Here is a 14,934-nt window from a genome sequence, read left to right on the forward strand (position 1 = left end):
GTAAAGCAATGGCCGCGTCTGACGCCCATGCACATGACCACCCGACAGGCTGGACACGGTGGGTCTATTCCACCAACCACAAGGATATCGGCATCCTTTACCTGATCTTCGCGATCATGGCCGGTATCATCGGTGGTGCTCTATCTGTTGGTATTCGTATGGAACTTCAGGATCCGGGGATGCAGTTCTTCTCCGATCCGCACATGTTCAACGTATTCACCACCTCGCACGCGCTTATCATGATCTTCTTCATGGTTATGCCTGCGCTTATCGGTGGCTTCGCGAACTACTTTGTTCCGATCATGATCGGTGCGCCTGATATGGCGTTCCCGCGCATGAACAACATTTCCTTCTGGCTTCTGCCGCCAGCGTTCATCCTGTTGCTGATGTCCCTGTTCGTACCGGGTCCTCCAGGTGCAAACGGTGTTGGTGGTGGCTGGACGATTTATCCGCCGCTGTCCACCTCCGGTCAGCCTGGTCCGGCTATGGACTTTGCAATCCTGTCTCTTCACGTTGCAGGTGCATCCTCCATTCTTGGCGCGATCAACTTCATCACCACCATCTTCAACATGCGTGCGCCGGGTATGACCCTGCACAAGATGCCTCTGTTCGTATGGTCAGTTCTGGTTACTGTGTTCCTGCTACTGCTCTCCCTGCCTGTTCTGGCTGGCGCGATCACCATGCTGCTCACAGACCGTAACTTCGGCACCACCTTCTTTGAAGCTGCTGGTGGCGGTGACCCTATTCTGTTCCAGCACCTGTTCTGGTTCTTCGGTCACCCTGAAGTGTACATCCTGATCCTGCCAGCATTCGGCATCATCTCGCACATCATCTCCACCTTCTCCAATAAGCCTGTGTTTGGTTACATCGGCATGGCATACGCAATGGTTGCCATTGGTGTTGTTGGCTTTGTTGTGTGGGCGCACCACATGTTCACCGTTGGTCTTTCCGTTGAAACACAGGCGTACTTCCTGTTCGCTACTATGGTGATTGCGGTTCCGACAGGGGTGAAGATCTTCTCTTGGATCGCGACCATGTGGGGAGGTTCCATTTCCTTTACCACGCCAATGATCTGGGCAATCGGCTTCATCTTCCTGTTCACCGTTGGTGGTGTAACCGGTGTGCAGCTGGCAAATGCTGGTCTCGACCGCGCTCTGCATGACACATACTACGTGGTAGCTCACTTCCACTACGTTCTGTCTCTGGGTGCTGTGTTCGCGATTTTTGCGGCTTGGTACTACTGGTTCCCTAAGTTCTCTGGCTACATGTACTCCCAGTGGCTGGGCAACCTGCACTTCTTCGTAACCTTCATCGGTGTGAACCTCGTGTTCTTCCCTCAGCACTTCCTGGGTCTTGCTGGCATGCCACGCCGCTATGCTGACTACCCAGATGCTTACTGGGGCTGGAACTACGTTTCCTCCATCGGTTCTTACATCTCCGCATTCGCTGTCTTCATCTTCCTCTACTGCGTACTGGAAGCCTTCATGAAGAAGCGCGTTGCTGGCGATAACCCATGGGGCGTTGGTGCGAACACTCTGGAGTGGACCTTGAGCTCTCCTCCTCCGTTCCACCAATTCGAGACACTGCCGAAGATCAAGTAAGCAAAGTTTGACGGAACAAGAGGAAGGCGCATCCGGTGCCTTCCTCCAATAAGAGCGAAAACGCCGAGCAAGCAAAAATGAGAACCTGCCACCGAAGGCAAGGTCACAGCTCCAATCAGGGAAGGGGCTGAAAGAGTTGAGGGGACGCACATGACGCTCATGGAGCAAACAGAAACAATTGCTGAAACCGGCGGGCACGGTGAAGTACGCGATTACATCGCGCTGTTAAAACCGCGTGTCATGTCGCTTGTCATCTTTACCGCTCTTGTGGGCGTGGTGCTTGCACCAACAACACAGCACCCTGTTCTGTCTTTCGTTGCGCTTCTGTGCATTGCTATTGGCGCTGGTGCATCGGGTGCGCTGAATATGTGGTGGGATGCTGACATCGACCGCATTATGAGTCGCACGCAAAATCGCCCGATCCCTGCAGGCAAAGTTACACCGCAAGAAGCCCTTGCGTTTGGCCTTACTCTCTCCGGCGGATCAGTCGTTACGCTTGGTCTTGCAACCAATTGGGTTGCCGCAGGCTTGTTGGCCTTCACTATTTTCTTCTACGTGGTCATCTACACCATGTGGCTTAAGCGCAGCACGCCGCAGAACATCGTTATCGGTGGTGCCGCTGGCGCGCTTCCTCCCGTTGTTGGCTGGGCAGCTGTTACCGGCACCGTCAGCATCGAGAGCATCGCACTCTTTATGATCATCTTCGCATGGACGCCGCCTCACTTCTGGGCGCTGGCTCTGTTCAAGAACGATGACTACAAGGCCGCGAAAATTCCTATGCTTCCGGTGGCTGCTGGCGAGACAGCGACGCGCCACCAGATCCTACTTTATTCTGTAATTTTGATGCCTATTGGCGTGTCTCCATACCTGCTCGGTTATGCGGGTATTGGATACGGGGTTCTTTCCACCGTCGCTGGCCTAGGCTTCCTCTATTACGCCGTGCAGGTGTGGCGCACCCGTGAAGGTGATGCAGCCCACAAGGCAGCAGTGAAGCTCTTCAAGTTCTCTCTGCTTTATCTGTCCGGCTTGTTCGCAGCTCTTCTTATCGAGCACCTCTTGGGACTGGGAGTTTAATAATGACAACTGAGAAAAACGTTCTCTCACAAGACCAGATTAAAAAGCGCCGTGGCCGTTCTATGGCGATTGCCATCAGCCTCGGCCTGCTTGTCGCTCTGTTCTACTTGGTGACCATCATCAAGCTGGGTCCGGGCATTATGGACCGTCCGCTTTAATCGTGACGAATGGACTTGATGGAACACCATGAGCAGCACTAGCAACAACCAGCAGAACAAAAACGGCAAAGTCGCGCTTATTTGCGTTGGCATCTTTGCTGGTATGCTGGGCGCGGCCTTCGCCGCCGTGCCGCTTTATGATTTGTTCTGCCGTGTTACCGGTTACGGTGGCACGACCCAGCGCGCTGATGAGGCATCGCAGACCATTTTGGACCGCGAGATCATCGTGCGCTTTGATGCGAACACCAACAGCGATCTACCTTGGGACTTTGGCCCAAAGCAGAAGGTTGTGCGCGTCAAACTAGGGCAGATGGCAGAGGTTGCTTACGAGGCCCGCAATTTAGCGAGCGCCAAGACCACCGGCACCTCTACGTTTAATGTTTCGCCTAGTGAAATGGGCGGTTATTTCAACAAGATCGACTGCTTCTGCTTCACCGAGCAGCCTTTGGCCTCTGGTGAATCAATAGACATGCCGGTCCTGTTTTTTATCGATCCTGAGATGGATAAGGACGAAGACCTTCGTCACATTAAGGAAGTCACGCTTTCCTATACATTTTTTAAAGTCGACGCAGAAGAACAGACCGCCGCTGTAGAAGCGCCGGACGCATCATCTGCGCCAAACAAGCTTTAGGTTTTTCTTCAGGCGGAAAAACCCCAGAGGATTTGGGAGCAATTGAATGGCCGAGGCACATAAAAAGAACCACGATTACCATATTATAGATCCGAGCCCCTGGCCGTTTCTCGGATCAATGGGCGCACTTGTACTTGCAATCGGTTCGATCGCGTTCATGCGTTCGTCCAACGGCGATAGCCTAGGCTTCTTTCCATACGTGAACGAAGCTGGCGAAAGCGTCTATGGTATCGACCTGACCGGTTGGGGCCTGTTTGCGATTGGCCTTGCCATCGTGCTTTACACCATGTTCTGCTGGTGGCGCGATACCGTTAAGGAATCCCGCGAAGGGCATCACACCCGCGTTGTTTCTTTGCACCTGCGCTATGGCATGCTGCTGTTCATCGCTTCTGAAGTGATGTTCTTCGTTGCGTGGTTCTGGGCGTTCTTTGATGCATCCCTGTTCGCAGGTGAGGCTATTCAGGTAGACCGTGTTGCCCACACAGGCGGCGTATGGCCTCCGCAAGGCGTTGAGACCTTTGATCCTTGGCACCTGCCGCTGCTCAACACCCTTATCCTGCTTCTGTCCGGTACTGCTGTAACTTGGGCGCACCATGCTCTCATTCACAATGACCGTGAAGGTTTGAAGTGGGGTCTGATCGCAACCGTTGCCTTGGGTATTATCTTCTCTGCACTGCAGGCCTACGAATACTCCCACGCCGCGTTTGGTTTCTCTGAAAACATCTACGGCGCGACCTTCTTTATGGCCACCGGCTTCCACGGCTTCCACGTAATCGTAGGTACCATCTTCCTGTTCGTCTGCTTTATGCGCGTGCTTGCAGGCCACTTCTCGCCAAACAAACACTTCGGTTTTGAGGCAGCAGCTTGGTACTGGCACTTCGTTGATGTTGTATGGCTGTTCCTGTTTGCCGCTGTTTACATCTGGGGTGGCTAAGCACTAGTTGCTTGGATTTACACAGAAACTACAGGTAAAGGCGGCGCGTGCCGCCTTTATTGTTTCAAGATTGTTTCTTTCCAAAAACAAGAACTCTGGGTTGTTCGCAGAGTGCCAATAGAATGCGAGAGATGGAAAAGAATAACGAGATGTCACTGGCCCGAATTGTTGGCATTGGTCTACGCGGAAAATGTCCTTTCTGCGGGCAAAGCTCCATATTCAAAGGTTATTTGACGTTGCGTTCTCATTGCCCTAGCTGCGGGTCATCGCTAGAGAGTGCCGATCCGGGCGATGGCCCAGCCGTATTCATTATTATGTTCCTTGGCTTTGTCATCGTTGGCGGCGTGCTGTTGGTTGAAATGGCCTATCAGCCGCCGATGTGGCTGCATCTGGTCATTTGGCTTCCGCTTACAATCATTTTGTCATTGGTAGTTTTACGCCCTTTAAAGGGATTAATTATTGCCCTCCAATTCTTTAACAAGGCGTCTGAGGGGAAACGCGATGAGTGAAAACAAAGAAACACCCGATCGTGAAGAGAACGATACTCCTGAACATGACGATAACGTTCAAGTGGAGTTTGATCCTACAAAACAGCTAGACGATCTAGAGTTTCAGGAAGCGATAGAAGCCGATTTTGCCGGAAAAGATACGGATGAGGACGCTGAAGCCTCTGAGGGTGAAAAGCCCGTGCCTTTCTGGAGAAAGCACCTGATCCTCAATATTTGCGTTCTGGTTTCCTTCGCGTTTCTTACGAGCCTCGGTATTTGGCAACTCCAGCGCCTTGCATGGAAGAACCAGCTTGTCGAGTTTGCAACCACTCGCGCTGTCCAGCCGCCTGTAGCACCGCCTGCTCCCGATGAGTGGGAGGGCCTCTCCAACGAAGATATCGACTACTTGCCGGTTAAAGTCACCGGCCAGTTCCTCATGGGTGAGCTTTTCTATTTCGACACGCTGGTAAAGCCGAAAGGGCCGCTTGGCGGGCAGGGATACTTCCTCTTCCAACCGTTTGTGACGGAAGATCATTGGATCTTGATGGTGAACCGCGGCTTCATTCCGCTGGATCGGCGGGAGTTCAAAACCCGCCTTGGTTCGCATCCGCCTAAGGAAACCGTAACGATCACGGGCCTTGCGCGTAGGGCGGAAGTGCCAAGCATGTTTACGCCTGAGCCAAACAACAAGACAGGTGAATGGTACGCCCGCGAACCGGTTAAGATGGGTAGTGCTCTGGGTTTTCAGGAATTCCCGATTGCGCCTTACTCCGTTGATCTCACGGAGAACCTGAATGAGTCTGGCGGCCTGCCGCAGGCCGGTGAAACGCGCATGACGTTCCGCAATAATCACCTGCAATATGCTGCTACTTGGTTCGGTCTCGCGCTAACGCTTCTAGCCGTTTACATCGCTTACATTCTTACCCTGCGCAAAGCCGCACGGCAGGAAGCTGGTGAAGAAGATGACGATGACGAAGACTTTGATGATGATGAAGAATACGCAGACCCACGTCTGACACCTCCGCCGGATTATGAGGATGATGATCCAAAGGGTGCCAAGCGTAAAAGCTAGCTCTAAGAGCAATCAGGGTGTGCATGCATTTTAAGGCAGATCACCCAAATAGAACCAGCGAGTTTGATGGCAGGGGCAAGCCCCTGCCATTTTTTTGTCAGGCCTTACAGAGCCTTGAGAATTTCGTCAGCGCCGGAAACTTCCATAACAGATGGATTTTCTTCGACGTTGAGCACCTTCACGGTGCCGTTGTCCAGCAGCATGGAATAGCGCTTGGAGCGTACACCTAGACCGACTGCGGAGATGTCGATGTCTAGGCCAACAGCCTTGGTCAGTTCTCCGTTCGCGTCGGAAAGGAACTTGATCTTGCCTTTGGTATCACTGGATTCTTCCCACGCGTGCATAACAAACGGGTCGTTTACAGATACCACCGCAATCATATCAACGCCTTTGGCGAGGATTTCGTCAGCATGGTCGCGATAAGACGGAACGTGGCTCGCGCTACAGGTCGGCGTAAACGCGCCGGGAACCGCGAAAAGAACAACCTTCTTGCCTGCGAAAAGATCGGAGCTACTCACAGCCTCCGGTCCACTGGAACCCAGCACAAAAAGGGTTGCTGATGGAAGCGTTTCTCCAACTTTAATCGTCATGGAATACTCCTGAATTGAATGGGGGTGCTGGTTTGGGAGCACCGAAAAACCACACTCTTACGATTCCAGAGATTACGTAGATCGGCGTAAAGAGGAAGGGGTAAAATAAAAAAAGGGAGGCTAAAGAGCCTCCGCAAATCCTTTCGGTAGGGTAATTTCCTGCGTTTCCTCAAAGGTTCTCTGCCCGCTTACCAAGGTCATAACAAGGTCTAGCGTGTTACCTTCATGGGCAAGGCCGTTCATTGGAAGCTGCCATGTGGCAACGTCGCCCTTAACGCCCTTGAGTTTGGGAACGCCGTGATAGGACATTGGTGGCCCTTCAACAAACAGGGCAGGGTCGGTGTCACCCTCTTGCACCTTGCTGGTGAACTCCAGAACAGGTTCCTTGCCGTTTTTGGAAAGGCTGACCGTAATCTGGTTGTCTCCCGCTTCATGGGCTTGAGGAATACTCTTTAGCGCATCGTAAAACAGGGCATCAGAAGCTGTATCCTTCTTTCCTGCGGATGGAAGGGTAGTTGATAGCTCCGTTGATACGGGCACGCAGACCTTCTCGCAGATGCCAAAATCCATTTTGGCAACAACAACCGCTGGCCGCTTGTCGCTCTTGCGCTCTATGCGAACAGGGAGGGTCACTTTGTCCTTGTAGACGATGCTGCGGGAAAAACCGTCGAAGTACTCCTGCGGTGCAGGGAACATAAGCTGCGCATCTGTCAGATTGGTCGATGAGGAAAAATCCACCTCAGTCGGCACACCAGCTTCACCGGGGTAACGCCAGTACATGTGCCAGCCCGGTTTTAGCTCGAACTGGAATGCGGCTAGATAGCTACCATCGGCCTCTGGAGCACTGGCGCGGACAAGGCGAACCTGACCACCTTCAATAGGGGTCCAGTCTGTGCCAAATGTTTCCACAGCCTGCGCTTGGGTGGCGAGGGGAAGTGCAATGATCGCAAAAAGTGCTGTTTTGAGTGGATTTATCATCCTCTTTCCATAGACCAAACCACCAATACTCCAAAATGACATTCTGCCGCGTGGCTTCACAACTTCGAGAGGGACACAGAATTTACCTTGTATGTGTGCATCTTCCTAAAATCTCTGAAGTTCATTTGCAATGTGCTGTCAGGTAGGTAGGCTATAGCAAAGTTCGCTAAGTGCCACAGGAGAGATCGCCGCATGGATAATGGCGACCCAACTACCTACATGGACGGGCAATATCTGATAGCGATGCCGACGATGGAAGACGGGCGCTTCGCGCACACGGTCGTCTATCTGTGCGCCCACTCCGAAGAGGGGGCCATGGGCATTGTGCTGAACCAGAAAGCCACCAACATCACTTTCGATCAACTGTTGGAACAGCTTAACCTCCTACCCGAGGACGATCCGTTAATTCTGCCGCTAAACCTCCGCCAGATGGAAGTCCATCGCGGTGGGCCGGTGGATACGGGTCGGGGCTTTGTTCTGCATTCCGATGATTTCTATCTGGAAAGTTCCTCGCTCCCGATCCGTGATGGTGTTTGCTTAACTGCGACTGTCGAGATCCTGAGGGCGCTTGCAGAAGGGCGCGGTCCTGCTCAGGCTATGCTGGCGCTTGGCTATGCAGGTTGGGCACCGGGACAGTTGGAGGCGGAGATACAGGCAAACGGCTGGCTCACTTGTGAAGCTGACCCCACTTTGATCTTCGATAGCGATATTGAGAACAAGTGGTCAAAAGCCCTAGGCATCCTTGGTATCGATCCGGGCATGCTATCGTCGCAAGCTGGTCACGCTTGATCTGCGAAACTCACCCTCCATACGTTGAAAGCCCGTAGAGGCGCACGCAATAGGGCATAATTGAGCCAATTAGTAGCCTTTGGCCTGTAAAAGAACAGGTATTGCGGGCGTTCAATCCCTTGCAACAAAGGGCGCAGACGTTTAGTTTGCGCTCACTTAATTACGGGCGGATTTGCGCCCGAAAGACACCTTCATCAAAAGGGTTATTGCAAGTGAGATACGTAAGTACGCGAGGCGAAGCACCAGAACTGAACTTTTCAGAGGTTCTGCTCACAGGTCTAGCGCGCGATGGTGGCCTGTATGTACCAAAAGAGTGGCCACAGCTTTCTAAAGACCAGATCGCATCTATGGCTGGCAAAAGCTATGCCGAGATTGCTTTTGAGGTAATTTCTCCATTCGTTGGCGATGCAATTCCTGAAACTGCGCTGAAAACAATGATCGGCGAGGCCTACGCGACCTTTGCACACGATGCGGTTACACCGCTTGTGCAGACGGGCGCGAATACCTTTGTGCTGGAACTGTTCCACGGCCCGACCCTTGCGTTTAAAGACGTTGCAATGCAGCTGCTTGGCCGCTTGATGGACTATGTGCTGGCAGAGCAGGGCAAACGCGCAACCATCGTTGGCGCGACCTCCGGTGATACCGGCGGCGCTGCTATCGAGGCATTCCGTGGCCGCGAGCGGACTGATGTTGTAATTCTCTTCCCAGAAGGGCGCGTATCTCCGGTGCAGCAGCACCAGATGACCACCTGCAAGGAAGAAAACATTCACGCACTGGCCCTCAAAGGCAACTTTGATGATTGTCAGGCGATCCTGAAAGACCTGTTCAACAACTTCCCGTTCCGCGAGAAGGTGGCTCTGGCTGGTGTTAACTCCATCAACTGGGCTCGCATCGTGGCGCAGGTGGTTTACTACTTCACCTCCGCGACTGCTCTTGGCGCGCCGCACCGTGAAGTATCCTTCACCGTTCCAACCGGTAACTTCGGCGACATCTTTGCAGGCTATGTAGCCTACAAGATGGGCCTTCCTATCAAGAAGCTGGTTATCGCAACCAACACCAACGACATTCTCGCCCGCACCATGGAAAGCGGCCGTTATGAAACACGTGGTGTAGTGCCAACCATCTCTCCATCCATGGACATTCAGGTTTCTTCCAACTTCGAACGCCTTCTGTTCGAAGCGCAGGACCGTGATGGCGAAACTGTACGCCGCCAGATGGATAGCCTGAAGCAGTCCGGCTCCTTCGATATTCCTGAAAAGGCTTTGGCAGACATTAAGCTGATGTTCGGCGCAGGTCGCTGTGACGAAGAGCAGACCTCTGCAACCATTAAGGAAACGCTGGCTGAAACCGGCTACCTGTTGGACCCGCACACAGCAACTGCTGTTAAGGTTGCCAAGGAAAACGAAGAGCAGGGCGTGCCGATGATCGTTCTGTCTACCGCTCATCCTGCTAAGTTCCCTGATGCAGTGGAAGCGGCAAGCGGCATTCGTCCGGCTCTGCCTCTGCACCTTGCAGACCTTCTTGACCGTGAAGAGCGTTTCACCGTTCTACCGGCAGAAACCAAGGCAGTTGAAGAATACGTGGAAGCCAATGCCCGTGCTGTAAAGGCAGGCGCATAACATGGCAGTAAAAACAACGGTTCTCGAAAACGGCCTGACTGTCGTCACTGATCATATGGAGCACCTGAAGACCTCCGCGCTCGGCGTGTGGGTGAAAGCGGGTTCTCGTTCGGAAGGGGTGAGCCAGAACGGCGTCACCCATCTTCTGGAGCATATGGCTTTCAAGGGCACCAAGACCCGCAGTGCGCCGCAGATCGCAGAAGAAATCGAGGCCGTTGGCGGCGAAATGAACGCTTCGACCAGCATTGAGCACACCAACTACTACGTGCGAACGCTGGCCGAGGACGTGCCTCTTGGCTTGGATATCCTTGCTGACATCTTGCAGGAAAGTGTCTTCGATCCGGAAGAACTGGCCCGCGAGAAGAATGTTATCATTCAGGAAATCGGCGCGGCCAATGATACGCCTGAAGATCAGGCATTCGATCTTCTGCTCGCTACAGCTTGGCCGGATCAGGCAATCGGTCGTCCTATTTTGGGTACGCCTGAAACTGTAAACAGCTTCAGCCCAGACGCTATCCGCGAATATATGGCAGATCACTACCGCGCATCCTGCATGGTGGTAGCAGCTGCAGGCGCTGTTGATCATGATGAGCTTGTAAAGCTGGCGAGCGAGCGGTTCTGCAGCCTTCCAGTGGGTGAGGGGCAGGCGTATCCTGCCGCTACTTACCACGGCGGTTCTTGCTCAATCGAAAAAGACCTTCAGGAAGTGCAGGTTATTCTGGGCTTTGAAGGTCTGCCGTACCATCACGAAGACTATTATGCAGCGCAGATCCTTGCTTCTGTGCTGGGCGGTGGCATGTCCTCCCGCCTGTTTCAGGAAGTGCGTGAAACGCGCGGCCTTTGCTATTCGATCTATTCGTTCCACTGGGCGTTTGCTGACAACGGCTTGTTCGCAATTCATGCAGCCACGGGTCCAGAAAACACAAGCGAGCTTATGCCGGTTGTGCTGGAAGAGCTGAAAAAGATTTCTGCCTCTGTCAATGACAAGGAAGTCCAGCGCGCTCAGGCGCAGATCAAGGCAAGCCTACTCATGGCACTGGAGAGCCCGACAGCTCGCGCAGGCCAGATTGCCCGCCAGATGATGATCCACGGCCGCATTATTTCCGTTGAAGAACTGACAGAACGCGTTAACGCCGTGACGAGTGAGCAAATTCGCCGTGTTGCTGCAAAAATGTTCTCCTCAGGTGCTCCAACACTGGTTCACGTCGGGCCGAAATCGGATATTCTGACCCACGAGCAAGTTAAAGAGGTCTTGAGTTCCATTAGCGCGTGAAACGCAGAAGATGGAACAGAAGGAGCGTGAGCAGTGATATCCAGGATCTGGAGCAGGCAAACGCACGATGACATTTTGGTTGGCGAAGGTGTCTACCTTCGCCCGCCCGTTCATGCTGACTATGCAGAGTGGCGTGAACTGAGAGAGGAGAGCCGCTCCTTTCTTCAGCCGTGGGAGCCGAAGTGGACCGATACCGAACTGAGTAAGTCCGCGTTCCGCTATCGTCTTCGCCGTTATTCGGCAGAGCGCCGCGCAGGTACCAGCTTTCCCTACTTTCTCTTCAACGGGCTAACCCATCAACTGCTTGGCGGCATCAATATCACCCACGTTCGACGTGGTGTAAGTCAAGCCGCTTCCATGGGCTACTGGATGGGGCAGCGTTATGCTGGCTGCGGCTACATGCGCCGTGGAACCCAACGCCTTTTGCGCCATATGTTCGAGCATGAAAAGCTCCACCGCGTGGAAGCAGCGTGCTTGCCAAGCAATGAAGTATCCATCGGACTACTGAAACGGGTCGGTTTTCATGAGATCGGTTATGCCCGTGATTACCTCCACATCAACGGAAGGTGGCAAGATCATGTGTTGTTCGCGTGTTTAAGTGAGGATCTCCGTATTATTGACACGATATCGCCATCAATAGAGGTGAGTGGGGATAAATCGCCTCTTAAAGGCGAAGGAGACGTGAAACACGCTCTGTGACACGGTACACAGGGTCTGGCCATTTTTAGGGTCATCGGGAATTCTCGGTCTCAATGACCGCTGGGGAGTGTGCAGGTGCACTTTATAAGACTATTCATAGCCCTTTGGTTTAGCGCGTTTTTTGCGCTTTCAGTCAATCAGGCAACGGCGCTGGAAGCGATTGCGGTTCCCGGCGATGTTGATGCCGTGGATCTGACGGAGATCATCTCCATTTATCCTGAGGCAGGGCCAAGTCTTCAAGTCTCCACCGCTCCGGGTAAAGACGGTATTGTGCGCCGTATCGAGGTGCGCTCCGCCGCGAACAACCACTCCTCGTGGGCCGTGTTTGCGTTGTCCAACCCCGGTGATCAGCAAATTGAACGCTTGCTCGTTGCGCCATACTACAAGATGGCAGGCGCGGGTATCTTCAATCCTGACCTTGGCGAGCGCCGCATTATTTCCGTGACCCCTAGCCAAGGTGTTGCGCCTACCCGCGAAAGCTCCGCACAGGCTGACGTATTCCGTATCACGCTGGACCCTGGCGCGGTCGTGACCTTCGTTGCGGAAATGAAGGGACCGGAGCTTCCTGAGCTTCGCCTCTGGACGCCGGATGCCTACAAGGACAGCACCAACGCTTACACCCTTTATAAGGGGATCGTGCTTGGTATTGCGGGTCTGCTTGCACTCTTCCTAACCATCCTGTTCGTGGTTAAGGGTACTGTTCTGTTTCCAGCAACTGCCGCTCTTGCTTGGGCCGTTATGGCCTACTTGTGTATCGACTTCGGCTTCTGGAACCTCATTTTCGGGGCAACACTTGGAGAAGATCAGTTCTATCGCTCTGTCGCTGAAATCAGCTTGACGGCGTCTCTGATCGTTTTCCTCTACGCCTATTTGAACCTCAACCGCTGGCACATCCATTATTCGCACCTTGGCCTTGCAATGGGCTTGATGGTGCTGGGTCTGATCGCCGTCGCTCTTTGGGACCCTAACGTTGCTGCGGGCATCTCCCGTATCTTCTTTGGTTCGTTTGCGGTTCTCGGTTTCCTGACCATTCTCGGCTTGGCGTTCAAAGGGTATGAGCGCGCTATCATGCTCATCCCATCATGGTTCTTGCTTTTGGCATGGATGGTGGGCGCTGCTGTTACGACCTCCGGCAACATCAACAACGACCTTGTTCAGCCTGCTCTGGCTGGTGGTCTCGTTCTTATTGTTCTGCTGATCGGTTTTACCGTTATGCAGCACGCGTTTGCATCCGGCGGTATTTCGCAGGGCATCGTAACGGACGTAGAGCGTAAGGCTCTGGCGCTGACCGGTTCCGGCGACATCATCTGGGACTGGGACGTTGATCGCGACCGCATTACGACCAGCAGTGAACTGGAAGAAGCCCTCGGCCTCAAGCTGGGCGAGTTGGCTGGTCCTGCACGCGATTGGCTGAACTACCTGCACCCGCAGGACCGTGATTTGTTCCGTGGCACACTGGATGCAGTCATCGACCAGCGTCGTGGCCGAGTGAACCAGATTTTCCGCCTGCGGGGTGAAGACAGCCATTACCTCTGGCTCAAGCTGCGTGCCCGCCCAATTCTGGGCAGCGACGGCGAAGTGATCCGTTGTGTTGGCACTCTGCTTGATGTGACATCCCAGAAGACCGCAGAAGAGCGTTTGATGCACGACGCGGTGCACGACAACCTGACCGGCTTGCCCAACCGTGAAATCTTCATGGACCGCTTGCAGGCAGCCATCGTTCGTAGTCAGACCGAAGGTGCAGCGCATCCTTCCGTGATCCTTCTGGATCTGGATCGCTTCCGTCAGGTAAATGGTTCTATCGGACAGTCTGCGGGCGACACTATGCTGCTCACAGCGGCACGTCGTTTGTCCCGTTTGATGAAGCCGCAGGATTCCCTTTCTCGCATTTCGGCTGATACCTTTGGCGTTCTGGTTATCTCAGAGCAGGCGGCAGACCGCATTGCTGAACTGGCTGAAGAGCTTCGTAAAGCGCTGCGTGTACCTGTAACCTTTGGCGATCAGGAAGTCTTCCTGACTGCGTCTTTGGGTGTTGCTATTCTCGAAGATGAAAAGGCAAAGGCGTCCACGCTTTATGCCGATGCAGAGATCGCTCTCAATCACGCCAAGCGCGTTGGCGGTGATCGCGTTGAGATCTTCCGCCCAACTCTGCGTCCGGTCTCACAGAATATTCTGGCGATGGACAATGACCTGCGTGCAGCTCTTGAGAAGAAGCAGATCAAGGTTTTCTATCAGCCTGTTATTCGACTTGCTGATAAGTCTATCGCTGGTTTTGAGGCTCTTGCCCGTTGGGAACATCCGACACGCGGCATGATCCCTCCATCCGAGTTTATTCCTCTGGCAGAAGAAACCGGTGTGATCAATGAGCTTGGTCTGTTCATTCTGGAGCAAAGCGCAAAGCAGCTTGCCCAGTGGCAGCGCCAGTATCGCTTTGCAGCACCGCTCTCTGTTTCGGTCAATATCTCATCTCGTCAGTTGTTGAAACATGATCTCATCAACGATGTGAAGGCGGTGCTTTCCCGCTCAGCAGTGGCTCCGGGCACTTTGAAGCTGGAACTGACTGAGTCCCTCGTCATGCAGAACCCTGAGTTCTCCGTGAAGGTTCTAGAGCGTCTGCGCGGATTGGGTGCAGGTCTGTCTCTCGATGATTTCGGCACTGGTTACTCGTCGCTCAGCTATCTGCAGCGTTTCCAGTTCGATACGATCAAGGTGGATCAGTCCTTCGTGCGGTCCAACGGCCAGAGTGCACGTCCTGTTATCCTGCGTTCCATTGTGGCGCTGGGGCATGACCTTGGTATGGAAGTGGTCGCTGAAGGTGCGGAAACGGAGTCTGATGTTCTTGAGCTTTATCAGCTGGGCTGTGAGTACGTGCAGGGCTACCTCTATGGCCAGCCGATGACACTCACCGAAGCGAACAAGATGCTGAAAGAACAGCTTGCAGATGCTCGCTCTCATCAGGCACAGCAGCAAGCAGCAGCTTATACCCCAGCATCGGGTGAGGCTCTTTCCTAAGAGCCTAAAAGCATCA

At 53.6% G+C, this 14,934-nt stretch carries 14 protein-coding genes; 12 read left to right on the plus strand and 2 right to left on the minus strand.

Annotation, left to right across the window (positions count from 1 at the left end):
* Window positions 1-8: 8 nt before the first annotated feature.
* From ctaD to E1162_RS15515, 7 genes are all read left to right on the plus strand, one after another.
* On the plus strand, window positions 9-1,601 hold the full coding sequence (gene ctaD, locus E1162_RS15490; protein ID WP_155132927.1) for a cytochrome c oxidase subunit I: 1,593 nt from the start codon (window positions 9-11) through the stop codon (window positions 1,599-1,601).
* 150 nt (window positions 1,602-1,751) lie between these two features.
* Complete coding sequence (gene cyoE / locus E1162_RS15495) at window positions 1,752-2,675, plus strand: heme o synthase (RefSeq protein WP_155132930.1); 924 nt, start codon at window positions 1,752-1,754, stop codon at window positions 2,673-2,675.
* Between the two features lie 2 nt (window positions 2,676-2,677).
* Window positions 2,678-2,833 carry a cytochrome c oxidase system small membrane protein gene (locus E1162_RS19600; protein WP_257099043.1) on the plus strand — a complete coding sequence of 52 codons (156 nt, stop codon included), beginning with the start codon at window positions 2,678-2,680 and terminating at the stop codon, window positions 2,831-2,833.
* A gap of 28 nt (window positions 2,834-2,861) precedes the next feature.
* Window positions 2,862-3,464: a cytochrome c oxidase assembly protein gene (locus E1162_RS15500; protein ID WP_155132933.1), complete on the plus strand. Its 603-nt coding sequence runs from the start codon at window positions 2,862-2,864 to the stop codon at window positions 3,462-3,464.
* 46 nt (window positions 3,465-3,510) lie between these two features.
* Window positions 3,511-4,398: a cytochrome c oxidase subunit 3 gene (locus E1162_RS15505; protein WP_155132936.1), complete on the plus strand. Its 888-nt coding sequence runs from the start codon at window positions 3,511-3,513 to the stop codon at window positions 4,396-4,398.
* 131 nt (window positions 4,399-4,529) lie between these two features.
* Window positions 4,530-4,907 (plus strand): DUF983 domain-containing protein, encoded by a 378-nt coding sequence (locus tag E1162_RS15510; protein ID WP_155132939.1) that lies wholly within the window; start codon window positions 4,530-4,532, stop codon window positions 4,905-4,907.
* Window positions 4,900-5,958 carry an SURF1 family protein gene (locus E1162_RS15515; protein WP_155132942.1) on the plus strand — a complete coding sequence of 353 codons (1,059 nt, stop codon included), beginning with the start codon at window positions 4,900-4,902 and terminating at the stop codon, window positions 5,956-5,958. The genes E1162_RS15510 and E1162_RS15515 overlap by 8 nt, the downstream gene beginning before the upstream one ends.
* 104 nt (window positions 5,959-6,062) lie before the next feature.
* On the opposite strand, the gene E1162_RS15520 is transcribed toward E1162_RS15515, so the two are convergent.
* Together E1162_RS15520 and E1162_RS15525 are read right to left on the minus strand one after the other, a co-directional pair.
* Complete coding sequence (locus E1162_RS15520; protein WP_155132945.1) at window positions 6,063-6,548, minus strand: peroxiredoxin; 486 nt, start codon at window positions 6,546-6,548, stop codon at window positions 6,063-6,065.
* Between the two features lie 120 nt (window positions 6,549-6,668).
* Window positions 6,669-7,526, minus strand: a complete 858-nt coding sequence (locus E1162_RS15525; RefSeq protein WP_257099044.1) for a protein-disulfide reductase DsbD domain-containing protein — start codon at window positions 7,524-7,526, stop codon at window positions 6,669-6,671.
* 192 nt (window positions 7,527-7,718) lie between these two features.
* Between E1162_RS15525 and E1162_RS15530 the strand changes: the two genes are divergently transcribed.
* From E1162_RS15530 to E1162_RS15550, 5 genes are all read left to right on the plus strand, one after another.
* Window positions 7,719-8,315, plus strand: a complete 597-nt coding sequence (locus E1162_RS15530; protein WP_155132951.1) for a YqgE/AlgH family protein — start codon at window positions 7,719-7,721, stop codon at window positions 8,313-8,315.
* 212 nt (window positions 8,316-8,527) lie between these two features.
* Window positions 8,528-9,934, plus strand: coding sequence for a threonine synthase (gene thrC / locus E1162_RS15535; RefSeq protein WP_371311974.1), 1,407 nt, complete (start codon window positions 8,528-8,530; stop codon window positions 9,932-9,934).
* A gap of 1 nt (window position 9,935) precedes the next feature.
* Entirely contained in the window at window positions 9,936-11,207 is a 1,272-nt protein-coding gene (locus tag E1162_RS15540) for a M16 family metallopeptidase (RefSeq protein ID WP_155132957.1), read from the plus strand.
* Between the two features lie 33 nt (window positions 11,208-11,240).
* The gene (locus E1162_RS15545) at window positions 11,241-11,906 is read left to right on the plus strand and encodes a GNAT family N-acetyltransferase (RefSeq protein ID WP_371311975.1); all 666 of its coding nucleotides are present in this window, start codon (window positions 11,241-11,243) and stop codon (window positions 11,904-11,906) included.
* Window positions 11,907-11,981: 75 nt separating this feature from the next.
* Complete coding sequence (locus tag E1162_RS15550) at window positions 11,982-14,918, plus strand: EAL domain-containing protein (RefSeq protein ID WP_371311976.1); 2,937 nt, start codon at window positions 11,982-11,984, stop codon at window positions 14,916-14,918.
* Window positions 14,919-14,934: the final 16 nt, after the last annotated feature.

It is taken from the genome of Pseudovibrio flavus, assembly GCF_009711345.1.
Classification (GTDB): domain Bacteria; phylum Pseudomonadota; class Alphaproteobacteria; order Rhizobiales; family Stappiaceae; genus Pseudovibrio; species Pseudovibrio flavus.

Excerpts from the sequence above, each read along its gene's own strand:
- ctaD (WP_155132927.1), top strand. The coding sequence starts at position 9 with ATGGCCGCGTCTGACGCCCATGCACATGACCACCCGACAGGCTGGACA.
- cyoE (WP_155132930.1), top strand. The coding sequence starts at position 1,752 with ATGACGCTCATGGAGCAAACAGAAACAATTGCTGAAACCGGCGGGCAC.
- E1162_RS19600 (WP_257099043.1), top strand. The coding sequence starts at position 2,678 with ATGACAACTGAGAAAAACGTTCTCTCACAAGACCAGATTAAAAAGCGC.
- E1162_RS15500 (WP_155132933.1), top strand. The coding sequence starts at position 2,862 with ATGAGCAGCACTAGCAACAACCAGCAGAACAAAAACGGCAAAGTCGCG.
- E1162_RS15505 (WP_155132936.1), top strand. The coding sequence starts at position 3,511 with ATGGCCGAGGCACATAAAAAGAACCACGATTACCATATTATAGATCCG.
- E1162_RS15510 (WP_155132939.1), top strand. The coding sequence starts at position 4,530 with ATGGAAAAGAATAACGAGATGTCACTGGCCCGAATTGTTGGCATTGGT.
- E1162_RS15515 (WP_155132942.1), top strand. The coding sequence starts at position 4,900 with ATGAGTGAAAACAAAGAAACACCCGATCGTGAAGAGAACGATACTCCT.
- E1162_RS15520 (WP_155132945.1), bottom strand. The coding sequence starts at position 6,548 with ATGACGATTAAAGTTGGAGAAACGCTTCCATCAGCAACCCTTTTTGTG.
- E1162_RS15525 (WP_257099044.1), bottom strand. The coding sequence starts at position 7,526 with ATGATAAATCCACTCAAAACAGCACTTTTTGCGATCATTGCACTTCCC.
- E1162_RS15530 (WP_155132951.1), top strand. The coding sequence starts at position 7,719 with ATGGATAATGGCGACCCAACTACCTACATGGACGGGCAATATCTGATA.
- E1162_RS15540 (WP_155132957.1), top strand. The coding sequence starts at position 9,936 with ATGGCAGTAAAAACAACGGTTCTCGAAAACGGCCTGACTGTCGTCACT.